This window comes from Streptomyces sp. cmx-4-9 (assembly GCF_046548835.1).
GTDB lineage: Bacteria > Actinomycetota > Actinomycetes > Streptomycetales > Streptomycetaceae > Streptomyces.
On the sequence record NZ_JAEBEE010000003.1, the window covers coordinates 187,970 to 214,322 of the forward strand.

Annotated in this window: 11 protein-coding genes; 2 read left to right on the forward strand and 9 right to left on the reverse strand. The window is 74.4% G+C overall.

Going from position 1 to position 26,353, the window contains the following annotated elements:
- Window positions 1-61: 61 nt before the first annotated feature.
- Genes ACLJTM_RS11785 through ACLJTM_RS11805 form a run of 5 tightly spaced genes read right to left on the reverse strand, consistent with a single transcriptional unit; the run spans window position 62 to window position 4,986 of the window.
- Complete coding sequence (locus ACLJTM_RS11785) at window positions 62-334, reverse strand: hypothetical protein (protein ID WP_411103453.1); 273 nt, start codon at window positions 332-334, stop codon at window positions 62-64.
- Window positions 331-1,908, reverse strand: coding sequence for an amidohydrolase (locus ACLJTM_RS11790; protein ID WP_411103454.1), 1,578 nt, complete (start codon window positions 1,906-1,908; stop codon window positions 331-333). Before ACLJTM_RS11790 ends, ACLJTM_RS11785 begins: the two co-directional genes overlap by 4 nt.
- A 32-nt stretch (window positions 1,909-1,940) precedes the next feature.
- On the reverse strand, window positions 1,941-2,807 hold the full coding sequence (locus tag ACLJTM_RS11795; protein ID WP_411103455.1) for an ABC transporter ATP-binding protein: 867 nt from the start codon (window positions 2,805-2,807) through the stop codon (window positions 1,941-1,943).
- Window positions 2,804-3,913, reverse strand: coding sequence for a FecCD family ABC transporter permease (locus ACLJTM_RS11800; RefSeq protein ID WP_411103456.1), 1,110 nt, complete (start codon window positions 3,911-3,913; stop codon window positions 2,804-2,806). The genes ACLJTM_RS11795 and ACLJTM_RS11800 overlap by 4 nt, the downstream gene beginning before the upstream one ends.
- A complete protein-coding gene (locus tag ACLJTM_RS11805) occupies window positions 3,910-4,986 on the reverse strand; it encodes a FecCD family ABC transporter permease (protein WP_411103457.1) in 1,077 nt (358 codons plus the stop codon). Before ACLJTM_RS11805 ends, ACLJTM_RS11800 begins: the two co-directional genes overlap by 4 nt.
- 267 nt (window positions 4,987-5,253) lie before the next feature.
- Here ACLJTM_RS11805 and ACLJTM_RS11810 point away from each other — a divergent pair, with 267 nt between their 5' ends.
- Window positions 5,254-6,951 (forward strand): ABC transporter ATP-binding protein, encoded by a 1,698-nt coding sequence (locus tag ACLJTM_RS11810; RefSeq protein WP_411103458.1) that lies wholly within the window; start codon window positions 5,254-5,256, stop codon window positions 6,949-6,951.
- A 101-nt stretch (window positions 6,952-7,052) separates the two neighbouring features.
- Complete coding sequence (locus tag ACLJTM_RS11815) at window positions 7,053-8,843, forward strand: ABC transporter ATP-binding protein (protein ID WP_411103787.1); 1,791 nt, start codon at window positions 7,053-7,055, stop codon at window positions 8,841-8,843.
- A 201-nt stretch (window positions 8,844-9,044) separates the two neighbouring features.
- Here ACLJTM_RS11815 and ACLJTM_RS11820 read toward each other — a convergent pair whose 3' ends face one another.
- From ACLJTM_RS11820 to ACLJTM_RS11835, 4 genes are all read right to left on the reverse strand, one after another.
- Window positions 9,045-9,254 carry an MbtH family protein gene (locus ACLJTM_RS11820; RefSeq protein WP_411103459.1) on the reverse strand — a complete coding sequence of 70 codons (210 nt, stop codon included), beginning with the start codon at window positions 9,252-9,254 and terminating at the stop codon, window positions 9,045-9,047.
- A gap of 6 nt (window positions 9,255-9,260) precedes the next feature.
- Window positions 9,261-23,510: an amino acid adenylation domain-containing protein gene (locus ACLJTM_RS11825; RefSeq protein WP_411103460.1), complete on the reverse strand. Its 14,250-nt coding sequence runs from the start codon at window positions 23,508-23,510 to the stop codon at window positions 9,261-9,263.
- A 128-nt stretch (window positions 23,511-23,638) separates the two neighbouring features.
- Complete coding sequence (locus tag ACLJTM_RS11830) at window positions 23,639-24,694, reverse strand: iron-siderophore ABC transporter substrate-binding protein (protein ID WP_411103461.1); 1,056 nt, start codon at window positions 24,692-24,694, stop codon at window positions 23,639-23,641.
- Between the two features lie 109 nt (window positions 24,695-24,803).
- Window positions 24,804-26,159 (reverse strand): lysine N(6)-hydroxylase/L-ornithine N(5)-oxygenase family protein, encoded by a 1,356-nt coding sequence (locus ACLJTM_RS11835; RefSeq protein ID WP_411103462.1) that lies wholly within the window; start codon window positions 26,157-26,159, stop codon window positions 24,804-24,806.
- Window positions 26,160-26,353 lie beyond the last annotated feature (194 nt).

Sequence of the window (26,353 nt, forward strand, 5' to 3'; positions counted from 1 at the left end):
CGAAGTAAGGGTACCCTAACTCGACCAAGTCGGCGCTTTTGTCACCGGGTTCGGCCGCCCGTCAGCCCCCGCACGCCCGGCCCGGGTAGTCGGCGCTCTCCGGGGCGCCGGCCTCGCGCATCCGGCGCAGGACCTCCTCCAGGGCCGCGCCGTCGACGTCCACGGGGATGTTGTACGCGCGGTCGAAGACCATGACCTCGTCCTCGCCCGCCCGCCAGATGACCCATCGGGGCGGCAGTTCGGGCTCCTGCCACAGCGGAAGCAGCCGCTCCAGGGGGTCCTCCAGGGGGTCCTTCAACGGGTCCTTCAACGGGTCCCTCAGGGAGGTGCTCACAGCGTGCCGCCTTCCGTTGCAGGGCGACCGTCCACATAGGTCGCCACGACCTCGATGCCGCCGATCCGGGACGGGTCCACGCCGCACGGATCGTCCCCCAGCACGACGAAGTCGGCGCGTTTGCCCGGGGTGAGGCTGCCTGCGCTGTCGTCCCACCGGCAGGCGTACGCACCGGCGACCGTGTAGGCGTGCAGCGCCTCCTTCACGGTGACGGCCTCGTCCGGCCCGATCGGGGTGCCGCTGGAGGAGGCCCGCTCCACCATGAACTGGACGGCGCGCAGCGGCGCCCCGTCCGTGACGGGCCGGTCCGAACTGCCGACGAGGGTGACCCCGTGGTCCAGGAAGCCCCGGCCCCGGTACATCCAGGGCGCCCGCTCCGGGCCCATCACCCGCGCGTAGTCGTCGCCGAAGGAGTAGAGGAACGTCGGCTGGACCACGGCGCCGACCCCCAGCCGTGCGAAGCGCGGCAGCTGGTCGGGGCGGATGAGGCCCGCGTGCTCGATGCGGTGCCGGGCGTCCGGGCGGGGCCGCAGCGCCTGGGCCCGCTCCAGTGCGTCGAGCGCCAGGTCGGCGGCGCGGTCCCCGATGGCGTGCACCGCGAGCTGCCAGCCTGCGAGATGGCCGTCGACGATCAGTGCGGCCAGCTGCTCGGGGTCGTCCTGGAGCCGGCCGGTCCCGTCCGTGCCCGCGTACGGCTCGGTGAGCGCGGCGGTACGGGCCATCATGCCGCCGTCGGTGTAGATCTTCAGGGCGCCCAGGGACAGCCAGTCGTCGCCGAACCCGGTGCGCAGGCCCAGGTCCAGGGCTCGCGGGATGCCGTCGTCCGCGTGCCCGGCGAGCGGGCGCAGCGTGTCCCCGGCCGCCATCAGCTGGACCCGCAGGGGCAGCCGCCCCTGGTCGCGCAGCAGTTGGTAGGCGCCCAGCTCCACCGGGCTGTTGCCCAGCAGGCCTCCGCCGATGCCCGCCTCGGCGACCGCGGTCACGCCCTCGGACAGGCAGACGCGCGCCGTGTGCTCGACGGCGTCGGCGATCTCCGCCTGGGAGTACGGCAGGCGCAGCCGGCGCGCGGCGGCCATGGCTCCCTCGACCAGGAACCCGTCCTCGTGCGGGACTTCGGCGGGCAGCAGGTCCAGTACGGCGCTGCCCACGACGGCGCCGTGCCCCGAGTCGTGCATCAGGAAGACCTTGCGGCCGTGGCTGACGCGATCGAGTTCGGCGGCGGTCAGGTGGCGGCCCAGCGCCCGCTGGTCGTAGCCCATGACGTCCACCCAGGAGCCGGCGGGCCGGGCGAGGGCGGCGGCTTCGACGACCGCCAGCACCTCGGCGGCCCGCAGGCAGGGCGCGACGTCCGCACTGGCGGCCTTGAGCCCGGTCCAGGTGAGGTGGACGTGGCTGTCGATGAAGCCCGGCAGCACGGTGGCGCCCTGCAGGTCGATGACCTCGCGGGCCGGCAGGGCGGTCACGGCCTCGTCCAGGCCCACGATCCGGCCCCGCCAGATGCCCAGGTCGCGGGCGACCGGGTGGTCCGGGTCCATGGTCAGGATCCGGGCGTTCGTCAGCCTTGTGCACAGCATGGGGAGTCCGTCGTCAGGAGGGGTCCGGCCGGTCAGGCGCGTTCGGCGAGGACGGCGTCGTGGGGGACGGCCCGGGAGGGCTCGGGCGCGAACCGCTTCGGGGCGGCGGGGACCATCAGCGGGGTACCGGTCTCCGGGTCCTCGATGATCCGGCAGGGCAGCCCGAACACGTCCTCCACCAGCTCGGCGGTCATGATGCTCGCCGGGTCCCCCTCGGCGGCGATGGCGCCGCCGGGCCGCATCACGATGAGGTGGGTGGCGTAGCGGCAGGCCTGGTTGAGGTCGTGCAGGACCGCGACGACCGTGTGCCCCTTGCGGGCGTGCAGTTCGGCGCACAGGTCCAGCACCTCGACCTGGTGGGCGATGTCGAGGAAGGTGGTGGGCTCGTCCAGCAGCAGGATGGACGTCTGCTGGGCGAGGACCATCGACAGCCAGACGCGCTGGCGCTGGCCGCCGGAGAGGTCGTCCACGGGCCGGTCGGCGAGTTCGAGCACGCCGGTCTGGCGCATCGACTCGGTGACGGCCTCCTCGTCCTCGACGGACCACTGCTTGAGCAGCCGCTGGTGCGGGTAGCGGCCGCGCGCCACCAGGTCGCCCACGGTGATGCCGCCGGGGGCGTTCGAGGACTGCGGGAGCAGTCCGAGGCGGCGGGCCACCTCGCGGGAGCGGTACGAGGCGATGGCGGCCCCGTCCAGGTAGACCTGGCCCGCCTTCGGCTTCAGCATCCGCGCCAGGGCCGTGAGCAGCGTCGACTTGCCGCAGGCGTTCGGGCCGATGATCACCGTGAAGGACCGGTCGGGGATGTCGACGCTCAGTGACGCGGCCACCGTCCGCTGGTCGTAGGACAGCGTGAGGTCCTCGGCGCGCAGCCGGGGCTGCGGCGAGTGGGTTCCAGTCATGCGCGGCTCTTTCGCGATTCGGTGATCAGCAGCCAGATGAGGTACAGCCCGCCGATGGCGCCGGTCGCCGTGCCGACCGGGAGCAGCGCGGGCGCGAAGGCCCGCTGGACGACGAGGTCGCTCAGGAGCAGGAGGAAGGCGCCCATGAGGGCGGACGGCAGCAGGACGGGGCCGCAGGACCGGGTGAGCCTGCGGACCACCTGGGGCGCGGCGAGGGCGATGAACCAGATGGGGCCGGTGACGGCGGTGGCGAAGGCGGCGAGGGCGACGCTGATGACGAGGAGGACCGTACGGGTGCGCGCGACGTCGACGCCGAGCGCCCCGGCGGCGGTGTCGCCCATCTCGACCACGGCGAGGCGGCGGGAGAGCAGGAAGGCCGGCGGCAGCAGGACGGCGAGGGCGAGGCCGATGGCATTGGCGTGCGTCCACTGCCGGTTGCCCAGGCTGCCGATCAGCCAGGCCTGCGCTTCCAGCGCTTCCTGGAAGGTCGCCCGGGTGATCAGGTAGGAGTTGACGGCGAGCAGCAGCGCGCTGACGCCGATGCCGATGACGACCAGCCGGAAGCCCTGGATCCCGCGGCCGATCATGAGGAGGTGGACGGCGAGGGCCGTGGCGAGGCCGCCGGCCAGGGCGCCCAGCGCGGTCTGGGTCATGCTGCCGTGCATCACGATGATCACGACGAGCGCGCCGGCGGCGGAGCCGTTGGTGAAGCCGATGATGTCGGGGCTGCCCAGGGAGTTGCGGGTCAGGCTCTGCAGGATCGCCCCGCTGACCGCGAGGGCCGCGCCGACGAACACCGCGGTCAGGATGCGCGGCATGCGCAGGGTGTTGACGACGAAGTCCGCGGCGCCGGAGCCGTTGCCGGTCAGCGCCTGGAAGACCTCGCCGACGGAGAGCTTGAAGTCGCCCGTGGTCAGGGTGATGCCGATGAGCACGACCAGGGCGGCGAGCAGGAGGGCGGTCACGGCGGTGGTGCGGCCCTGCAGCCGCACCGAGACGCCGCCCACCCGTACGATCCGGCCGCTGACGACGCGCCGGGCGGCGGCGGGGGCGGTGGGGGCGGAGGAGGCGGGGGCGGAGGCCTTCGCCTCCGGTGCGGCGCTCACAGCATGACCAGCTTTCGACGGCGGCACAGCGCGATGAACAGGGGCGCGCCGATGAGGGCGGTGACGATGCCGACCTGCACCTCGCCCGGGGAGCCGAGCACCCGGCCGAGGACGTCCGAGCCGACGAGCAGCACGGGGGCCAGCAGCATCGAGTACGCGAACACCCAGCGCTGGTCGGCGCCGACGAGGAACCGGGCGACGTGCGGGACGGCCAGGCCCACGAAGCTGACCGGCCCGACGGCCGCGGTCGCGGCGCCGCACAGCAGCATCACGGCGACGGCCGCCAGCAGGCGGGTGCGGCCGACGTTCACGCCGAGGGAGCGCCCCATCTGGTCGCCCATGGCGAGGGCGTTGAGGGAGGGCGCGAGGAGGAAGGCGACGAGCAGGCCGACGAGGGTGAACGGCAGCACGAGCAGGACGATGTCGTAGTACCGGCCCGCGAGGGAGCCCACCGTCCAGAACCGGAACTGGTCGAAGGCCTCCGGGTCGAAGAGCAGCACACCCCAGTTGAAGGCGTACAGCACGGCGGTGACCGCCGCTCCGGCGACCACGAGCCGGTCGGGGGTGGCCAGCTTGCGCCCGGAGGAGCCGAGGAGGTAGACGCCGACCGAGGCGAGGGCGGCTCCGGCGAGGGCGAACCACACGTAGCCCAGCGGCGTGCCCACGCCCATGAAGGCGATGGCGACGACGACGCCCGAGGAGGCGCCCAGGTTGACCCCGAGGAGTCCGGGGTCGGCGAGCGGATTGCGCGTCAGGGCCTGCATCAGGGCGCCGGACAGGCCGAGGGCCACCCCGACGAGGACGCCGAGCAGGGTGCGGGGTATCCGGTACTCGTGGACGATGACGGAGGCCTGCGAGCCGTCGGGGTTCCACAGCAGGTCCCAGGTCGAGGCGAAGGGGATCCCGCGGGAGCCGACCCAGACGCTGACGAGCGAGACGAGGACGAGGACGCCGAGCGTCACGAGGAGGCCGAGGCCGCGCAGTGCCGCGGTCGCCGGACGGGTCGTGGGGACGAGGGGCTCGACGGGGTCACCGGTCCTGCTTGCGGACGCCGTCTGGGCTTCGACGGACAACGACCACTCCCCTGGCGGCGGTTTCGGTGCCCCGCGAGCCGCGCGAAGCGTGGGCGAGAACATGGCTATGCCGCAGGCGACATGACATGCAATCATGGAACTTAGGTGAGCCTAACCGCACATCCGCCACGGGGTCAACGCGGCGGCCCGACCCCGCCCGACGCCCCGGTCGCGGGGGTCCGCGGGGCCCCACGAGCACCCTTGGCAGCCGCTTTATTTAAGGTAGCCTAACCTAACTATCCAGCCCTGTTCTTGTGGAGGCGTCGCATGCCCGCTGGAGAACCAACGGGAGGCCACGTCCTCCGGAGGGCGCTGTCCGACCAGCGCCGCCGTGTCACCGGGGCCTCGCTCCTCGGCATGGCGCACCAAGCCTGCGAAGCACTCGTCCCGGTCGTCATCGGCCTGGTCATCGACGAGGCGGTGGCGACCGGTTCCTCCGGCGCCCTGCTGCGCTGGCTGCTGGTGCTCGCCGCCCTCTTCCTCATCCTGTCCACCTGCTACCGCAACTCCGCCCGGCTCGCGGAGGGTGCGGGCGAGAGCGCCGCGCACCGGATCCGGCAGGACCTCGCCGCCCGGGTCCTCGACCCGCGCGGCGGCGCCGACAGCGGCCGGCTGCCCGGCGCCCTGACGGCCGTTGCCACCGGGGACGCCCGGCGCGTCGGCTCGGTCGCCTCCGCGCTGCCCTACACCCTGTCCGCCGTAGCCGGTCTGGCCATCAGCGCCGTCGCCCTGCTGCGGATCTCCGTACCGCTGGGCCTGCTCGTCCTCCTCGGCGTACCGCCGATGCTGTGGCTCGGCCACGTCATCAGCCGCCCGCTGGAGCGGCGCAGCGAGGCCGAGCAGGAGCACGCCGCCCACGCATCGGGCGTGGCCGCCGACCTGGTCGCCGGCCTGCGCGTGCTCAAGGGCATCGGCGCCGAGGCCGCGGCGGTCTCCCGCTACCGCGAGACCAGCCGCAGCTCGCTGGCCTCCGCCCTGCGGGCGGCCACCAGCCGGGCCTGGCACGACGGTGCGATCCTCGCCCTGACCGGCATCTTCATCGCGGCCATCGGGCTCGTCGGCGCCCACCTGGCGATGCGCGGCGACATTACCGTGGGCGAGCTGGTGGCGGCCGTCGGCCTCGCCCAATACCTCCTCGGCCCCTTCCAGCTCCTCACCTACGTCAACGGCGAGTTCGCCCAGGGCCGGGCGTCGGCCGACCGGATCGCCGAGGTCCTCGGGTCGCCGCCCGCCGTCGCGGCGGGCACCGCCCCGCTGCCCGACCCGGTCGCCGGGGGGCTGCGGCTGCGCGGCCTCACCCAGGGCGTGCTGCGCGGCGTCGACCTGGACATCGCGCCCGGCAGCCTCGTCGGCATCGTCGCCCGCGACGCGGCCGCCGCGAACGACCTGCTGCTCTGCCTGGGCCGCGAACTCGACCCGGCCGGGGGCACCGTCGAACTCGACGGCGTACCGCTGACCGCACTCGACCCCGACGACACCCGCCGGGCGATCCTGGTCGCCCACCACGACGCGGACCTCTTCGAGGACAGCCTGCTCGCCAACGTGCGCGCCGCCGTGCCCGCCGGACCGGCGGACGTGGCCCCGGCGCTGGCCGCCGCGACGGCGGACGACGTCGCCCAGGCGCTGCCCGAGGGCGTCGACACCCTCCTCACCGAGCGCGGCCGGTCGCTGTCCGGCGGTCAGCGCCAGCGCGTCGCGCTCGCCCGCGCCCTGGCCGCGGACCCGGCGGTGCTCGTCGTCCACGACCCGACCACCGCCGTCGACACGGTCACCGAGGCCCGGATCGCCGCCCGGCTGCGGGACCTTCGCCGGGGCCGCACCACGGTGCTCGTCACCACCAGCCCCGCCCTGCTCGCCGGAACCGACGTCGTGGTCATGCTCGACGACGGCCGGGTGGCCGCCGAGGGCAGCCACCCGGAGCTCGTCGCCGCCCACGCGGCGTACCGCGCGACGGTGCTGGCATGACCGCCGCCCCGGACCGGGACGCCCCGGCCCCGCAGCCGCCGGCCACCCGACCGGCCGACCCCCCGCCCCTGGACCGAGACGCGAAGGACGAAGGACCGACGATGAGCGGACCCGGCACACCCGAACGCGAGCTGCTGCCCACCGCCTCCGGCGCCCGGACCTTCGCCGTCGTCCGCGAACTGCTGCGCCGGCACCGGCTGCTGGCCTGCGCGGCGCTCGGCGTCCTGGTCCTCGGCACGGGCATCGGGCTGCTGACCGCTCCGCTGCTCGGCCGGATCGTGGACCTGGTGGTGGAACGGCGGGGCGAGTCGGCGCTGACCGTGCCGATGGTCCTCCTCCTGGTCGTCGCCGTCGCCCGCGGCGTCGCCACGGCCATCGGCAAGGCACTGGTGGCCAGGCTCGGCGAGACGATCCTCGCCGACCTGCGGGAACGCTTCATCGCCCGGGCGCTGCGGCTGCCGCTCGAACGGGTCGAGAAGGCCGGCTCGGGCGACCTGACCTCCCGCGTGACGGGCGACGTCACCCTGATCGCCCGCGCGGTGCGCCAGGCCCTGCCCGAGTTCGCCGGCGCCTTCCTCACCATCGTGCTGACGATGGCGGGGCTGGCCGTCCTCGACTGGCGCTTCCTGGCCGCCGTCCTGCTGGCCGTCCCGGTGCACGTCCTCACGGTGCGCTGGTACATCCCGCGCGCCGCCAGCATCTACGCCGACCACCGGGTGGCGACCGGGGCCCTCCAGCACCAGCTGCTCGACAGCGTCGGCGGGGTACGCACCGTGCGGGCCTTCCGCCTCGGCGGCCGCCACGAGGAGCTGGTGGCGCAGCGCTCGCAGTCCGCCGTCGACCTCGCCGCGCGCGGCATGCGGCTGGTCTCGGGCTTCTTCTCCCGGCTGAACATCGCCGAGTTCATCGGGATGACGGCGATCCTCGTCACCGGCTTCTTCCTGGTCGACAACGGCACGGCGAGCATCGGCACGGCCACCGCGGCCGCGCTCTACTTCCACGGCCTGTTCAACCCGATCAACGCCGCCCTGTTCCTCATCGACGACGCCCAGTCCGCCGGGGCGAGCCTGGCCCGCCTCGTCGGCGTCTCCAGCCTGCCCGCCGAACGGGAGCCCGACGTCCGGGCCGCCGCACCGGCCGACGGCTCCGTCACGGTGTCCGGCCTCGGCCACGCCTACGTGGACGGCCACCCGGTGCTCGGCGGGGTCGACCTGGAGGTCCGCGACGGCGAGCGGGTCGCCCTGGTGGGCGCCAGCGGCGCCGGGAAGACCACCCTCGCGAAGCTGATCGCGGGCGTCCACGACCCGGCGGCCGGGGCGGTCTGCCTCGGCGGCGTGGACTCCCGAGAGCTGGGCCCCGCCGGAATCCGGCAGGCGGTCACCCTGATCAGCCAGGAGGTCCACGTCTTCGCGGGCCCGCTCTCCGAGGACCTGCGGCTGGCCCGCCCCGGGGCGACGGACGAGGAACTGCGCGCCGCACTGGCCCGCGTCGACGCCCTGGAGTGGGTGGACGCACTGCCCGACGGGCCGGCCACGGTCGTCGGCGAGGGCGGCCACCGGCTCACCGTGACCCAGGCCCAGCACCTCGCGCTCGCCCGCCTCGTCCTCACGGACCCGCCCATCGCGATCCTGGACGAGGCCACGGCCGACGCCGGCAGCGCGGGCGCCCGGGTACTGGAGAGCGCCGCACTGCGCGCCCTCGAAGGCCGCACCGGCCTGATGGTCGCCCACCGGCTCCCGCAGGCGGCGACCGCGGACCGCGTCGTCGTCCTGGACCGGGGGCGGGTCGTCGAGACGGGCACCCACGCGGAACTCGTCGCCGCGGGCGGCCGCTACGCCGAGCTGTGGTCGGCGTGGTCCGACAGCCGCCGCGAACCGGCCGTCAAGGCCTGACCCGCACGTCCCCTTCTCCCGCACGGAAGGCTCTCGGAAGGCTCCCGCCCCGGTACTCCGGGTGGGAGCCTTCTGCCGTACCCGGTGCGGGGGTCCGGCGCAGCCGAGCCCCGCCCCGCCGCGCCCCGGTCCGGACGTGCGGACGCCGCCGTCCGTGGAGCGTGCTCCACGGACGGCGGCGCGCGCCGTACCTGCTGCCGGTCAGCCCTGCCGGGCGGCCAGGCTCGCCGGACGCAGGTCCGTCCAGTTCTGCTCGACGTACGTCAGGCACGCCTCACGCGTGTCCTCGCCGAAGGCGGTCCGCCAGCCGGCGGGGACCTCGGCGAAGGACGGCCACAGCGAGTGCTGCATCTCGTCGTTGACCAGGACAAGGAAGCGGCCCTGCGGGTCCTCGAACGGGTTGGTGGTCATACGTGGTCACTCCTTGTGGGACAGGGCGGTGAACAGCTCCGAGAGCGGCTGTTCCGGGTCGGCTGCCACGGTGCGCAGCAGCCTCTGGAGTTCGTCGGCGAGCCGCCGTGCCGTGGCGGTGCCGATGAGGTCGGTCGCGTGGATCAGGCCGCAGTGGACGGGGCCGTCCCCCTGCGGTTCGTAGAAGCTGAGGGTCAGCTGCGCCCGGGTCGAACCGGTCGGCACGGCGTCGAGGGAGCCGATGCCGCCCTCCAGCTGCTCCAGGTCCGCCTGCTCATGGTGGATCACCATGACCTGCGGGCCCTGCGGGGGCAGTCCGGCCGCCCGGACGACCTCCTCGAAGGGGACGTCCTGCCGGTCGAGGGCGCTGAGCACGGTCTCCCGCACCCGGGACAGCAGGTGCGCGAAGGTCGGGTCGCCCGCCGTGTCGGTGCGCAGCACGACCGTGTTGAAGAAGCAGCCCACCAGGTCGGCGAGCCGGTCGTCCGTACGGCCGGCGACCATCGTGGCGATGGGCAGGTCCGTGCCCGCGCCGTGGGCGGTGAGCACGGTCGACAGGGCGGCGTGCAGCACCATGAACATGCTCGTGCCGGTCGCCCGGGCCAGGTCGTCCACGGCCGCGTGCAGCTGCTCGTCGAGGACGAAGCCGACGTGGTCCGCGCCCCCGGAGGCGGCGCGCGGCCCGTCCGTCGGAAGGGCCAGGGCCCGCGGTGCGTCCTTCAGCGTCTCGCGCCACCAGGCGAGCTGCCGGCCGCCCCGGCTGGCCGGGTCGTCCAGGTCGCCGAGGACCTCGCGGGCCCACCCGGCGTAGTCGGCGTACGAGACCGGCAGCGGCTGCCAGGCGGGTGCCCGGCCGTCCGTCCGGGCCGCGTACGCCGCGGTCAGGTCGCGGAACAGGGGCACGACCGACCACTCGTCGACCACCAGGTAGTGCATCGTCAGCAGCAGGGTCTGGCGGCCGTCGGCCGCCGTCAGCAGGTGGGCGGCGAACGGCGCCGCACGCTCCGGCTCCGGTGTCCCGGCGGCCAGTTCCGCCAGGCGCGCCTCCAGGTCGTCGCACGTCTCGCGGACCAGGGCGGGGGCCCCGGCGGGCCGGTGCTGCAGCACGCCGTCTGCTTCCGCGAAGGACGTGCGGAGCGGCTCGTGGCGGGCCGCCACGTCGGCGAGGGCCGCGGACAGGGCGTCCGCGTCCAGGCCGCCGGGCGAGCGCAGCACCAGGGCGTGGTCGAAGCCGCCGTGGCGGCGGAAGGCATCCCAGTGCCAGCGCTGGACGGGCGCCGCAGCCGGCTCCTGCGGGTGCCCGGCAGCCGCCTCCAGGGCCGGCCGGGCCGACGCCGCGCCCTTCAGCTTGGCCTCGATGCCGGCGACGGTCAGCGCGTCGAAGACGTCGCGGATGCTCAGCTCGGCCCCGAACTCGGCCCGGATGCGGCCCAGGAGCCGCATCGAGGCCATGGAGTGGCCGCCGAGTGCGAAGAAGTTGTCGTGGACGCCGACCTCCTCCAGCTTGAGGATCTCGCAGAACAGCGCGGCGAGACGGGCCTGCGTCTCGTTGGCCGGGACCGCGTCGCCGGTCATCGCGGCCCAGTCCGGCGCGGGCAGCGCCTTGCGGTCCAGCTTGCCGTTGGGCGTCAGCGGCAGCGGGCCGTCCAGCGGGACGACCAGGGCCGGCACCATGTACTCGGGCAGCAGACCGGCCACATGGGCGCGCAGCGCCTGCGGGTCGAGCTCCTTGCCCGCCTCAGGCACGGCGTAGCCGACCAGGCGGACGATGTCGCCGTCGCGGTCGGGGACCACGGCGGCCTGCGCGAGCGCCGGATGGCCGGCGAGGGCCGCCTCGATCTCGCCCAGCTCGATGCGGAAGCCTCGGACCTTGACCTGGGTGTCGACGCGCCCGAGGAAGTCCAGGTTGCCGTCGGCGCGCCAGCGGGCGCGGTCGCCGGTGCGGTACATCCGGCTGCCGGGCGGGCCGTACGGGTCGGCGACGAACCGCTCCGACGTCAGCCCGGCCTTGCCGAGGTAGCCGCGGGCGAGGCCGCGTCCGGAGACGTACAGCTCGCCGGAGACGCCGGGCGGTACCGGCCGCAGGTGGTCGTCGAGGACGTAGCAGCGGGTGTTCGGGTCGGGCCGGCCGATGGGCACGCGGCCCGAGGGGCGGCCGCCGTACTCGCGGGCGGGCCACAGCGTGGAGTTGACCGTCGCCTCCGTGAGCCCGTACGCGCAGATCAGATGGGCCGTGGCGCCGAACCGCTCGAACAGGTCCGGTGGCACCGTCTCCGTGCCGACCAGGACGGTCGAGCCCTCGGGCAGCTCGCAGCCGGGCGGCAGGGCCGAGACGAGGGACGGCGGCAGGATCATGTGGGTGATCCGCTGCGCGGCGAGGAAGTCGGTGAGCTCGGGTCCGGCGACCCGGGCCTCGTCGGTGATCAGGACGAGCCGGCCGCCGTGGCACAGGGCCATCGCCAGCTCGAACGCGAAGACGTCGAAGCCGATGGACGCGAACTGCAGGACGTGGCTGTCGCGCTGCAGGCCCATCCGGTCGACGGCGGTGGCGACGAGGCTGGCGATGCCCTCGTGCGGTACGGCCACGCCCTTGGGGCGGCCCGTGGAGCCGGAGGTGTAGATGACGTACGCGGCCTGGTCGAGGCCGACGGGTGCGCCGTCGAGCGCGCTCTGCGCGAGGGTGTCCAGCTCGGCCGCCACCGCGGGCTCGTCGAGGAGCACCACCGGGACGCCCGCGACCTCGGGGATCTTGCCCGCGACGGGCTCGGTGGCGACCACGAGCGCGGCGCGCGAGTCCTCGATCATGTAGGTGAGGCGGTCGGCCGGGTGGACCAGGTCCAGCGGCAGGAACGCCGCGCCGAGCTTGAGCGCCGCGAGCACCGTGGCCACCATGTCGGCGGAGCGGGGCACGGCCACGCCGACCACGCTCTCGGTGCGCACGCCGCGCGCGGCCATCAGCCGGGCGAGGCGGTTCGCGCGGGCGTCGAGCTGCGCGTAGGTGACCGGGCGGTCCCGGTCGACGACGGCGACGGCGTCGGGGCGTTCGGCCAGGCGCCGGGCGAAGAGGGCCGGGAAGGACTCCTCCTCGACCTCGCGGGGGCTGCCGTTGAAGCCCTCCAGGACCAGCCGGCGTTCGTCGTCGCCGAGGAGCTGCGCCCGGGAGAGGGGCTCCTGCGGTGCGGCGACCACGGCCGCGACGAGCGTCCGCAGACGCTCGCCGAGGCGTTCGGCGGTCGCGTGGTCGAAGAGCTCGGTGGCGAACTCCAGGCGGCAGCCCAGGGAGCCCGGGCCGCCGTCGGCGGGGAGGTGCTCGGTGAAGCTGAACACCAGGTCGAACTTGGCCGAGCTGATCCGGAACGGCACGTACTCGGCGCGCAGTTCGGGCAGTTCCAGGCCGTCGCCGGTACGGGCGTGGTAGCCGACCATCACCTGGAACAGCGGGTTCCGGGACAGTGAGCGGGTCGGGTTGAGCTTCTCCACGACCGCCTCGAAGGGCACGTCGGCGTGCGAGAACGCCGCGAGGTCGGTCTCCCGGACCCGGCCGAGCAGCTCGGTGAAACCGGGGTCGCCGCTCAGGTCGGTGCGCAGCACCAGGGTGTTGACGAAGAAGCCGACCAGGTCGTCCAGGGCTTCCTCGCCGCGGCCCGCGATGGGCGAGCCGAGGGGGATGTCCGTACCGGCGCCCATGCGGTGGAGCAGGGCCGCGACGGCCGCGTGCACCACCATGAACATGCTGGCGCCGCTCTCGCGGGCGAGCCGCTTGAGGCCCTCGTGGACCTCGCCGTCGAAGGCGATGTCCAGCTCGGCCCCGGTGAAGGCCGGCCGGGCCGGACGCGGCCGGTCCGTGGGCAGTTCCAGTTCCTCGGGGGCGCCGTCCAGGGTGGTGGCCCAGAACTCCAGCTGCCGGGCGGCCAGGCTGTCCGCGTCCGCCGGGTCGCCGAGCAGGCGCTGCTGCCACAGGGCGTAGTCGGCGTACTGGACGGGCAGCGGCTCCCACTGCGGCGCGGCCCCGCCGGCGCGGGCCGCGTAGGCGGCCGCCAGGTCGCGCAGGAACGGGCGGTCCGACCACTCGTCGGTGGTGATGTGGTGCAGCAGCAGGACGGCGACGTGCTCGCGCGGCGACAGTTCCACGAGGGTGGCGCGCAACGGGAGTTCGGCGGCCAGGTCGAACGGCCGGTTGACGGCCGCGTCGACGACGGCGGGCACCTGGTCCTCGGTGGCGCGCAGCCGCTCCACGACGGGACGGGCCTCCTCCGCGGGCAGCACCCGCTGGACGGTCTGGCCCGCGCCCTCCACGAACACGGTCCGCAGGGCTTCGTGCCGCCCCGTGACGTCGGCGAGGGCAGCTTCCCACGCGTCGGCGTCGAGGTCCCCGTGCAGGCGCATGACCAGCGGGAAGTTGTACGCGGCGGAGGTGCACTCGATCTGCTGCACGACCCACAGCCGCTGCTGGGCGTGGGAGAGCGGCAGCTCGTCGGGCCGTTCCCCGGCGGTCAGCGCCGGGCGGGCGGGACCCCCGGAGCGGGCCGCGCGCTCGACCAGCTCGGCGACGGTGGGCGCCTCGAACAGGTCGCGGATGGCCAGTTCGGCGTCGAGCGCGGTACGGGCCCGGCTGACCAGCCGGGTCGCCAGCAGCGAGTGGCCGCCCAGCTCGAAGAAGTCGCTGTCGATGCCGACGCTGCCCTCGGGCAGGCCCAGCACCTCGGCGTACAGGGCGCAGAGCAGCTCCTCCCGCGGGGTGCGGGGGGCGCGGCTCGTGCCCGTCCCGGCGAAGTCGGGCGCGGGCAGGGCCCGGACGTCCAGCTTGCCGTTGACGGTGAGCGGCAGGGTGGCGACGGGGACGAGCGCCGACGGGACCATGTAGTCGGGCAGGTGCGCCTTCAGGTGCTCGCGCAGCCGCCGGAGCAGGTCCTCCCCGGCCGCCGCGGCACGTGCGCCGTCCTCGGGTGCGAAGTAGCCGACCAGGCGCTTGGTGCCGGTGCTCTCGTTGACCACGACGGCCGCGTGGGCGACCTCGGGGTGCGCGGAGAGGGCGGCGGCGATCTCGCCGAGCTCGATGCGGTAACCGCGGATCTTCACCTGGTCGTCGGTGCGGCCGAGGAAGTCGATCAGCCCGTCGGGCCGCTGCCGGACGAGGTCGCCGGTGCGGTACATCCGCTCGCCGGGCTCGCCGAAGGGGTCGGCGACGAACCGCTCGGCGCTCAGCGCGGGGCGGTCGTGGTAGCCGCGGGCCAGGCCGGTGCCGGCGATGTACAGCTCGCCGGGGCAGCCGGGCGGGACCGGGCGCAGCATGGCGTCCAGGACGTACGCCCGGGTGTTGCGGATGGGCCGGCCGACCGTGGGGGAGGCGCTGTCCGCCGTGGAGCCGCCGAGGGTGTTGATGGTGTACTCGGTCGGGCCGTACAGGTTGTAGCCGTAGGTGTCCTCGGTGCGGCGCAGTGTCGTCCACACGGTGTCGGAGACCGCTTCGCCGCCGAGCAGGACCAGCGCGGGGCGGTGCCTGCCGGCCTGCTCGTCCCGGTCGAGGAGGCCCTCCTCGATGAGCAGCTGGGCGTACGTCGGGGTCACGTTGACCACGTCGACGCGGTGCCGGTCGCAGTAGGCGACCAGGGCCTGCGCGTCACGGCGCAGCTCCTCGTCGCAGACGTGCACCTCGTGGCCCTCGACGAGCCACAGCAGCTCCTCCCACGACATGTCGAAGGCGAAGGACACGGTGTGCGCGATGCGCAGCCGGCGCCCGCCGGCCGAGGCGATGGCCGGGTCGAAGATCTCCTTCTGGTGGTTGAGCTGCATGTTCGTCAGCCCCCGGTAGGGGGTGACGACGCCCTTGGGCCGGCCGGTGGAGCCGGAGGTGTAGATGACGTACGCCGGGTGCTCCAGGCGGCCCGGAACGCCGCGGGCGAAGTCCGGGCGCTCGGCGTCGGTGACTTCGCCGCCGGGCATCGCGGCCAGTTCGGCGGCGACGGCCTCGTCGTCCAGCAGGAGCTCGGGGGCCACCGGGCCGCCGGGGCCGCGCAGGGTCGGGGCGACGGCCGCGGTGGACACCAGGCACAGCGGGCCGGTGTCCTCGGCCATCAGGCGCAGCCGGTCGGCCGGGTGGTCCAGGTCGAGCGGCAGGTAGGCGGCGCCGGTCCGCAGGACGGCGAACAGCGCGGCGACCATGTCGATGGACCGGGGCAGGGCCAGCGCGACGACCTTCTCCGGGCCGGCGCCGCGGGCCAGCAGCAGGCGGGCGATCCGGTTGATGTGCGCGTCCAGCTCGGCGTACGTCAGGGCGCGCTCGCCGAAGACCAGCGCGACCGCGTCCGGGGTGCGGGCCACCTGCGCCGTCAGCAGGTCGGCGATGGTCTCGTCCGGTACGGGCTCGCGGCCGGCGGCCCGGGCGGCGGTCAGGGCGGCGCGCTCCGGCGGGAGCAGCAGGTCCACGGCGGCGGTGCGGGCGGACGCGGCGTCCGGGCCGGCGAGCAGCTCGCCGAGCCGCTCCAGGACGGCCGTGAACCGGCCCAGGATCGTCGCCGCGGCCGCACCGTCGAACAGGTCGGGCCGGGCCGCCAGGGTCACCCGCAGCCGGGTCTCGGGCGTGACGATCAGCGTGAGCGGGAAGTGCGTGCCGTCGACGTTGGAGACGTCGGTGATGCCGTGGCGCCCGCGCAGCGCCGCCGCGCGGTCCTCGCCGTCGGCGGAGCGGAGCACGAAGAGCGTGTCGAACAGCCGGCGGTGGCCGCTCTCCTGCTGGAGGGTGCCGAGGCCGACGTACTCGTACGGCATGACGCCGGCGCGTTCGGACTGCATGCGGCGCAGCAGGGCGAGCAGCGGCTCGTCCGGGGAGAAGGCGACGCGGGCCGGGATGGTGTTGAGGAACATGCCGATGATGCCCGCGACGTTCGGGACGTCCGCGGGGCGGCCGGCGACGGCCGTGCCGAAGGCGACGTCGCCGCGGCCGGTCATCGCGGACAGGACCAGGCCCCAGGCGGCGTTGAGCACCGTGTTCAGGGTGAGGCCGTGCTGCCGGGCCAGGGCCCGCAGCCGCTCGCTGGACTCCCGGCTCAGTACGGCGTCGTGGTCGGCGGGGATGACCGGGCCCGCGTCGCGGCCCGCGGGAGCGACGAGGGTGGGCTCGTCGAAGCCCGCGAGCGCCTCGCGCCACGCACCGAGGGCCTCGGAGGTGTCCTGCCGGTCCAGCCACTCCAGGTAGTCGCGGTAGGAGCCGGGCGCGGGCAGGCCCGCGCTCTCGCCGGACCGTTCGTACAGCGTGAACAGCTCCTCCAGGAACAGCCATGCGGACCAGCCGTCCCACAGGATGAGGTGGTGGGTGACGACGAGCCGGTCCCGGCCGTCGGCGAGCCGCACCAGCCGCAGCCGGCACAGGGGCGGCGCCGAGAGGTCGAAGCGCTCGCGGCGGTCTGCGGCGAGCAGCTCCTCCATCCGGGAGCGCTGCGCGTCGGCGGGCAGCGCCGACAGGTCGGTCTCCAGGACGGGGATCTCCGCGCCGTCCGCGATGAACTGCACGGGCCGGGGCAGGCCGTCGCTGGTGAAGCCGGCGCGGAGGCTGGCGTTGCGCTCCAGGATGCCCCGGCAGGCGGCGCGCAGCCGGTCCGCGTCCAGGCGGCGGTCGAAGTCCAGGGTCTCCTGGGACAGGTAGACGTCGAGGGCGTCGCCCGCGTCGTAGGTGGCGTGGAAGTACATGCCCTCCTGGAGCGGGGAGAGCGGCCAGACATCGGCGACGGGCAGCCCGGCGGCGGCCTCGACGCGGGCGCGCTCCTCGGCGGTGAGCTCCAGCCCGCCGAGCGGGGCGGGCGGTGCCGGCTCCCCGGCCGGCTCCCCGGCCGGCGCTCCGGCCGTCAGCTGGGCCAGCAGTGCCTGCAGCGCCGGGTCGACGGCGGCGCCGGACTGCTGCTGGAGGGCGAGCACGGCCTGGAGGGCCGCGGCGGCCTGCCCGGCTTCCGCGGCGGACACGGTCACGCCGGCGGCGGGCGCCGCGGGGGCGGCCGGTGCGGCGGGGGCGGTCTCCTCGGTCAGGTGCGCGGCCGCCGCGGCGAGCGCGGCGGGCGTGCGGTGCTCGAACACCTCGCGCGGGCTGATGGCCAGTCCCCTTTCACGGGCCCGGGTGGCGACGGAGATCGAGGTGAGGCTGTCGCCGCCGAGCACGAAGAAGTCGTCGTCGGCGCCGATGCCGGCCAGGCCGAGGACGTCGGTGAAGATTTCGCACAGGGCGCTCTCCCGCTCGCCCCGGGGGGCGCGGCCGCCGGCCCGGGGGGCCGCCGACGGCGAGGGCAGGGCGTTCTGGTCGAGCTTGCCGCTGGGCGTCAGCGGGATCTCCGCCAGGGCGGTGAGGGCGGCCGGGACCATCGCCGCGGGCAGCGCCGCCGCGAGTTCCCCGTGCAGGGCCCCGGTGTCCAGGGCCGTGCCCGGGGCGGGCACGGCGTAGCCGAGGAGGGCCCCGTCGCGGACGATCACGGCGGCGCGGGCGACGCCGGGCAGGGCGGCCACGGCCGCCTCGATCTCGCCGAGTTCGACGCGGTTGCCGCGGATCTTGACCTGCCGGTCGGTGCGGCCGAGGTACTCGACGGCGCCGTCGGCGCGGCGGCACACCAGGTCGCCGGTGCGGTACATGCGCTCACCGGGCCCGCCGAACGGGTCCGCGACGAACCGCTCGGCGGTCAGGCCGTGCCGGTCGTGGTAGCCGCGGGCCAGCTGCACGCCGGCGAGGTACAGCTCGCCCGGCACCCCCTCGGGGGCGGGGCGCAGGAAGGAGTCCAGCACGTACAGCCGGGTGTTCCACACGGGTCGGCCGATCGGCACGGCCCGTTCGGTGCCGCCCTCGTAGGGGAAGTACGTCACGTCGACGGCCGCCTCGGTGGGACCGTACAGGTTGTGCAGCGGTACGGGGGCGCCCGCACGGGAGGTCAGCTCGTGCCAGCGGCGGGCGTCCGGGCCGGTGAGGGCTTCGCCGCTGCAGAACACGCGGCGCAGGCTCGCCGCCCAGTCGGCGCCGGGGGCGGCTTCCAGGACCTGGACGAACGCCCCGAGCATCGACGGCACGAAGTGCAGGGTGGTGATCCGCCGGGTGCGGACCAGCTCGGCGAGGTAGGCCGGGTCGCGGTGGCCGTCGGGCCGGGCCAGGACGACGGCCGCGCCTTCGACGAGGGCCCAGAAGAACTCCCAGACGGACACGTCGAAGCTCGACGGGGTCTTCTGCAGCACGCGGTCGTCGGCGGTGAGCCCGTACTCGCCCTGCATCCAGGCCAGCCGGTTGACGATCGCGCGGTGGGTGACGGCGACGCCCTTCGGGCGGCCGGTGGAGCCGGAGGTGTAGATCAGGTAGGCGGGATGGTCGGGCAGGGCGGCCGCCGGGGCGGCTGCGGCCGCGGGGGTGTCCGCCGCCTCGGGGCCGTCCATCAGGACCTGCGTGAGACCGGGCACGGCGGGCAGCCGGCCGGCCGCGCCGGCGGTGGTCACGACGGTGCGGGCGCCCGAGTCGGCGAGCATGGACGCGACCCGGTCGGCCGGGTAGTCGAGGTCCAGCGGCAGGTAGGCGGCGCCCGCCTTGTGCACGCCGAGCAGGGCGACCATCAGCTCCGCGGAGCGGGGCACCGCGACGGCCACGAACTGCTCGGGGCCGGCGCCCAGGGCCCGCAGCCGGCGGGCCAGCGCCTCGGCGCGGCGGTCGAGTTCGGCGTAGTCGAGCGTGGTGTCCTCGAAGACGACGGCCGGGGCGCCGGGGGTGCGCGCCACCTGGGCGGCGAACAGCGAGGCGAGGGTGGCCTCGGCGTCGGGCAGGGCCCGCGCGGTGGCGTTCAGCGCGGCCAGCTGCTCCTGCTCACGGCCGGAGAGCGCCGCCAGGCGGGCGACCGGACGGGCGGGGTCGGACACGAAGGCCTGGAGCAGCGCCTGGAAGCGGTGGGCGACGGCCTCGACGGCGGGCTGGTCGAGCCGGGACGCGTCGTACTTGAACCGCAGGGACAGCCGTCCGGCGCCGGGCTCCACGATCAGCGCCAGCGGGTAGTGCACGGAGTCGAGGACCTCGGCGCCGGTGATCCGCAACGCCTGGTCGTCCGGTCCGGAGGCCGGGTCGCGGGCCGGGTGGTTCTCGAAGACCACGAGCGTGTCGAAGAGGTCCCCCTCGCCGACGATCCGCTGGATCTCGGCGAGCCCGAGGTGCTGGTGGTCGAGCAGGGCGGCGTGCTCGTCCTGGACCCGCAGCAGCAGATCGGCGAGGGCCTCGTCCGGGCGCAGGCACACCCGGACGGGGACGGTGTTGATGAACAGGCCCACGGCCGCGTCCAGGCCCTCGACCTCGGTGGTGCGGCCGGAGACGGTGGTGCCGAAGACGAGGTCGCGGCTGCCGGTCAGGGCGCCCAGCAGCAGGGCCCAGGCGCCGTGCACGACGGTGCTGAGGGTCAGGCCGCGGCTGCGGGCGCCGGCGGTCAGGCCCGCGGTGAGCGTCTCGGGCAACCGCAGGTCCACGTCCTTCGAGGCGGCGGCGGGCGCCGTCCCCCCGCCCGCCGCGGCGGGGGCGAGCAGCCGGGTGGGCTCCTCCAGACCGGCCAGCGCCTGCTGCCACGCGCTGCGCGCGGCGTCGCGGTCCCGGCCGGCCAGCCACGCCAGGTACGGCTGCGGGGCGGGCGGCTCGGGCAGCGCCTCGCCCTGGTAGGCGGCGGTCAGCTCACGCAGCAGGACGGACACCGACCAGCCGTCGGCGATGATGTGGTGGAGGGTCAGCAGCAGCCGGCTGCGCTCCCCGTCCTTGACCAGGGTGGCGCGCATCAGCGGCGGCCGGCCGAAGTCGAAGCGCTCGGCCCGGTCCTGCCGCAGGACCTCCTCCAGCGGGGTGCGGGCCGTGTCGGCCTCGCGCCAGGGCAGGGCCGCGGTCTGTGCGATCCGCTGGACGACCCGGCCGCCGGGCAGCTGGCGGAACGAGGCGCGCAGCAGCGGGTGCCGGTCGATCAGCAGTTGCAGCGAGCTGCGCAGCCGCCCGGGGTCGACGGTGCCCGCCAGGTCCAGGACCTCCTGGACGACGTACAGGTCGCCGGCCTCCTGGTCGAACTCCGCGTGGAAGAAGAAGCCCTCCTGCAGCGGCGAGACGGGCAGGGCGTCCTCGTCGAGCTGCACCGACGCGGCCGCCGGGGCGGTGGCCGGGGCCTCGCCCGCCGTCCGCGCCAGCGCGGCGACGGTACGCAGCCGGAACACGTCGCGCGGGGTGATCGCCAGTCCGGCCTCGCGGGCGCGGTTGACCATCTGGATGGCGATGATGCTGTCGCCGCCCAGCTCGAAGAAGCTGTCGTGGACGCCGACCGACGGCAGGCCCAGCACCTCGGCGAAGAGCCCGGCGAGCGCGGACTCGGCGGGGGTGGTGGGCGCGTCGCCGCCGGCGGCCGCGGCCCACTGGGGCTCGGGCAGGGCCCGGGTGTCGAGCTTGCCGTTGGGTGTCAGCGGCAGCGGCCCGTCGAGGCGGACGACGGCGGACGGCACCATGTGGTCGGGCAGCGCCCCGGCGATCCGGGTGCGGGCCTGCGCCACGGAGGCGTCGGCGTCCGCGCCGGCCTCGGCGACGAGGTAGGCCACGAGCCGCTTGGCGCTGCGGTGGTCCTCGCGGACCAGCACCGCGGCCTGGGCGATGCCCGGGCAGGCCATCAGGAAGCTCTCGACCTCGCCGGGCTCGATCCGATGGCCGCGGATCTTGATCTGGCCGTCGGAGCGGCCGAGGAATTCCAGGTTTCCGTCGGCGGCCCAGCGGACGCGGTCGCCCGTACGGTACATGCGCGCGCCGGGCTCGGCGGCGTACGGATCGGCGACGAACCGCTCGGAGGTCAGCGCGTGGCGGCCGAGGTAGCCGCGGGCCAGGCCGCGGCCGGCGACGTACAGCTCGCCCTCGGCGCCGACGGGCACCGGGCGAAGCGCCGCGTCGAGCACGTAGGCGCGGGTGTTGGGGTCGGGTTCGCCGATGGGGGCGGGGCCCGGCCGGTCCGCGTCGGCGCGCCACAGGGTGGAGTTGACCGTGGCCTCGGTGAGGCCGTAGGCCACGACCACCTGGAGGCGGCCGGCCCAGCGGGCGATGAGCTCGCCGGGCACCGCTTCGGTGCCGACGATCAGCACGGCGCCGTCGGGCAGTTCGCAGTCCTGCGGCAGCGCCGAGACGAGCGAGGGCGGCAGGATCATGTGGGTGGCGCGGTGGCGCGCGATGTAGTCGGTGAGGGCGGTCCCGGCGACGCGGCGCTCGGTGGGGACGACGATGATCCGGCCGCCGACGCACAGCGACATGACCAGGTCCCACACCGTCACGTCGAAGCCGACGGAGGCGAACTGCACGACGCGGCTGTCGGCGGTGATGCCGATGCGGTCGGTGGCCGTGGCGATGAGGCTGCCGACGCCGTCGTGGGAGACGACGACGCCCTTGGGCCGGCCGGTGGAGCCGGAGGTGTAGATGACGTACGCGGCCTGGTCGAGCGCGACGGGCAGGCCCGGGTCGCCGGCGTCGAACGCGGCGCACTCGGCCGCCACGGCCGGGTCGTCGAGCAGCAGGCGGGTGGTGCCGGGGGCGTCCGGCAGGGCGGCGGCGAGCTCGCGGGTGGTCAGGACGGTGCGGGCGCCGGCGTCGTCGAGCATGTACAGGATGCGGTCCTGCGGGTGGTCGGCGTCCAGCGGCAGGTAGGCCGCGCCCGCCTTCATCACGGCGAGCAGGGACACGACGAGTTCGGGCGAGCGCGGGACGGCCACGGCGACGACGTCCTCGGTGCCCGCGCCGCGGGCGGTGAGGAGGCGGGCGAGCCGGTTGGCCGCGGCGTTCAGCTCCGCGTAGGTGAGCTCGCGCTCCTCGCAGACCAGGGCGACGGCGTCGGGGGTGCGCCGCACCTGCTCCTCGAAGGCGGCGGGCCAGGACAGGTCGGCGCTGTCGCGGGGGGAGACGCCGAACTCCTCCAGCAGCTGCCGTCGTTCGGCGGCGGAGGTGAGTTCGATGCGGCCGACGGGGCGGTCCGGGTCGTCGGCGAGGGAGCCGAGCACGGCCAGGAAGCGCCGCTCGTGGTCGCGCAGCGCCTGCTCGTCGCAGACCCCGGCGTCGGCGTCGAGGTGGATCCGGATGCCGAGTCCGCCCTCGCACTCGACGAAGCTGACCGCGAGGTCGCTGACGGGACCGAGCCAGACGGCGTCGAGTTCGCTGCCGAGGTCGCCGAAGCGCAGGTCTTCGGGGCGGGGCAGGATGTTGACGGTGGGCCCGACGAGTTCCGGTACGCCGTCGGCCAGGCCCAGTTCGCGGGCGAGGTCCTCGGCGCGGTGGCAGCCGTGGTCGACGGCGCCGGCGACGGCCGTGCGGACCTCGGTGAGGAGTTCGGTGCCGGTCGTGCCGGGGCGGACGGTCAGCCGCAGCGGGACGATGTTCGACACCATGCCGGGGATGTCGGCCGACGCGGCGTCCCGGCGGGCGGCGACCGGCAGCCCGAGGACGAGGTCCTGCTCGCCGCTGACCCGGTGCAGGTAGGCGGCGACGGCGGCGATCAGCAGCCGCGACGGGCGGGTGCCGGCGCGCCGGGCGGCGGCGTGCAGCCGGCGGGTGTCGGCGGCGGACAGCTGCGAGGTGCGGCGCAGCCGGCGCGTCATGGGCGTCGCGGCGCGCTCGACGAGTCGCACGGGTTCGGGCATGCCGGCCATCCGCGCGAGCCAGTAGGCGCGGTCCTCCTGGTGGCGGTCCGAGGCGCGGTAGGCCTGGTCGGCCTCGACGAGGCGGGAGATCCGGCGGTCGCGGGGCGCGCAGCCGGCGCCGCCCGCGGTGTAGAGCTCACCGGCGCGGCGGGTGATCAGGGCGACGCCCATGCCGTCGGTGACGATGTGGTGGTAGCGCTGGTACCAGCGGACGCGGTCGTCCGCGAGGCGCAGCAGCGCCTGGGCGAAGAGCGGGCCGCGGGCCAGGTCCGCGGGGCGGTCGCGCTCGGTCTCGGTCCACTCGGCTGCGGCCGCCTCGGGGTCGGCGCTGCCGCGCAGGTCCACCACGGGCACGTCGAAGGCCGCGGGGGCGGGCGTCTGCCGGGGGCCGCCTTCGCCGGCGGTGATCCGCACGTGCAGGCTTTCGGCTTCCTCAACGGCCTGGCGCACGGATGCGGCGAGCAGGCCGAGGTCGACGTCGCCGCGCAGGTCCAGGGCGAACACGATGTTGTAGGCGGAGCTGTCCGGGTCGATCTGCTGGGCCAGCCAGATACCGGACTGCCCGCCCGTGACGGGTATGCCGGAAGCGGACGTCCGGTCCGACGCGACGTCAAACATCGTTCGAGTGGGCCTTTCCCTGGTGGTGCGTCAATGAGGTGTGCCCCGGCCGGCCGGGACCGGGGCGCAGCGGGCCCGCCCGTCCGCCGAGGTGGTCGGCGGACGGGCGGGCGCCGGGGGGCCGGCGGTTACTTGACGGCCGCGATGAGCGGCTCGACCTGGTCGATGGCGTACGGGATCGACAGGACGGTGTTGAAGGAGAACGCGGCGCCGATGTCCGGGTTCTGGTAGGGCACGAACAGGTCGCGCTTCTCCTGGTGGACCTTCAGCTTGCTGTACAGCGGCTCCGCCTTGATGCGGTCGTTGGCGGCGGTGCTGGAGGTGACCCACACCAGGCGGTCGACGTCGAGGACGTCGAGCTTCTCGGCGCTCAGCTCGGCGACGTTGAAGCCGGGCTGGGCGACCATGGCGTCGATCTCGGGCTTCAGCTTGAAGCCGAGCTCGGAGAAGAAGATCGCCTTCGGGTCGGTCTTGGTGAAGGCCGAGTACTTGCCGGCCTCGAAGCTGTCGGCGACGGCGAGGGTCTTCGTGGCGAAGTCGGGGTGCTTCTCGCGGACGGCCTTGAAGCGGCCGTCGATGTCCGAGATCAGCTTCTCGGTCTCCGCGTCCTTGCCGAGGGACTTGCCGATCTGGCGGGTCATGACCTGCCAGGAGGCACCGTAGTCGGGCAGGTCCTTGGGCTGGGCGACGACCTTGGTGAACTTCGAGAGGGTGTCGTACTGCTCCTTCTTCATCCCCGAGTACTGGGCGATGACCAGGTCGGGCTTGAGCGCCGCGATCTTCTCGATGTTGTACTCGTCGCGCTCACCGACGATCTCCGGCTTGACCGAGCCCCACTTGTCCTTCGCCCACGGCCAGTTGCCGTACGGGGTCTCCTTGAACCAGTCCACGGCGCCGACGGGCTTGATGCCGAGGGCGAGTACGGCGTCCTGGTCGGAGAGGCCGAGCGTGACGATCCGCTTCGGCTCCGCGTCGATCTTCGTGCTGCCGTACTTGTGCTCGACGGTGACCGGGAAGGCGCCCGCCGACGTGCCGGCGGCGGAGCCGGAGGGGGCGGCGACGTCGTCCTTCTTGTCCGCGCCCGAGCCGCAGGCGGCGAGGGCGAGGGCGGCGGCAGCCGCGACGGCGATGCGGGGGACGGTTCTGCCGAAGCGGGTCAGCGCGGAGCGCGTACCAGTGGACACGGTTGTTCCTTTCACGGGGGTTTCACAGTGCGGGCCGGACCGCCGGGCAGGGCGGGGCTGCCTGGCGGGCCGGACCACGTCGTGCAGGGGGAGGGGTGGGGCGGGTGCCTCAGTGGGCGGAGGGCACCCCGTCGGCGACCGGACGGACGGCGTCCGAGACGGTCTTGAGGTCGCGGTCGAGGATGGAGTCCAGGATCTCGCCGACGCGGATGGCGGTGTTGGACAGCAGGGAGGACGTGATGCCGTGGGTGTGCTCGGTGCCGCCCTGCAGGTAGATGCCGCAGCGCACGTCCGCGTCGGTGGTGATGCGGTAGTCGCGCTCTACGCTCACCCGGCCCTGCCCGTCGCGCCGGCAGCGCTCGGCGACCTCGCCGAGGATGCCGAGGGCGTCGGCCTGCCGGTACCCGGTGGCGCAGACGACCACGTCGGCGTCCAGCGCTGCTTCCTCGCCGGTGACCAGGGACTTGATGGTGGCGCGGACCCCGTCCCCGGTCTCCTCGACGCCCGTCAGGCGCGAGACGTTCAGGAAGCGCAGGCGCTCGGTGCCGAGCACCTTCTCCTGGTACGACTGGCGGTACAGGTCGTCGATCAGGTCGATGTCCACCACGGAGTAGTTGGTGTTGCCGTGGTAGTCCATCAGCTTCTGCTTGATGGAGTCCGGGGCCGTGTAGAACTCGTCGACGGCCTGCGGGTCGAAGATGCGGTTGGCGAAGCTGCTGTCGTCCGCGGGGCTGTAGCCATAGCGGGAGAAGACCGCGCAGATCTCGGCCTCGGGGAAGCGCCGGTGCAGGTAGGCCACGTTCTCGGCGGCGCTCTGGCCGGCGCCGACGACGATGAAGCGGGAGGGGTCCGTGCCCTCCAGGCCCTCCACCTTCGCCAGCAGGTCGGAGTTGTGCCACACGCGGTCGGTGCGCTCGGCGCCCTCGGGCATGACCGGGCGCAGGCCCGTGCCGATGACGAGGTTGCGGGCGCGGTGGGTGACCACCTCGTCGCCGGACCGGGCCGTCACGTCCAGGTACTCCACGACGCCGTCCCGCACGACGGGCGTGACGGCCGTGACCTGGTGGCCGTAGGAGACCATGTCGTCGACCTTGGCCGCGGCCCACTCGAAGTACTCGTGGAATTCGATCCGCAGCGGGAAGAGGTTCTTGTGGTTGACGAAGTCGATCAGGCGGCCCTTGCTCTGCAGGAAGCGCAGGAAGGTGTACTCGCTGCTCGGGTTCCGGAGCGTCACCAGGTCCTTGAGGAAGGAGACCTGCATGGTGGCGTCGTCGATGAGCATGCCGCGGTGCCAGCCGAAGCGCGGCTGCTGCTCGAAGAAGTGTGCGGTGACCGCCCCTTGCCTTCCGACGCGCGCGTTGTGCTCGCTCAGCGCGATCGCCATGGCCACGTTCGACGGCCCGAAGCCGATGCCGATCAGATCGTGGATCAGTGGTGCGTCGTCGCCAGGAAGAGCCTGAGACATGTCACTCCCATCGTGCGGGACAGCCGCCTGCGAGGTTTCGGTCAGGCGAGGGGGGAAACGGAAGTCCAGGCACACCGATGACCGGCAGCCGAGCGAACTTAGGTAAAGCTAACCTGATCTGGCCAAGCTGTCGACGGGACAAAACGGACAACTGGTCGATCATCGGGTCAACAGGCCCTAGGATTACGGCTCGT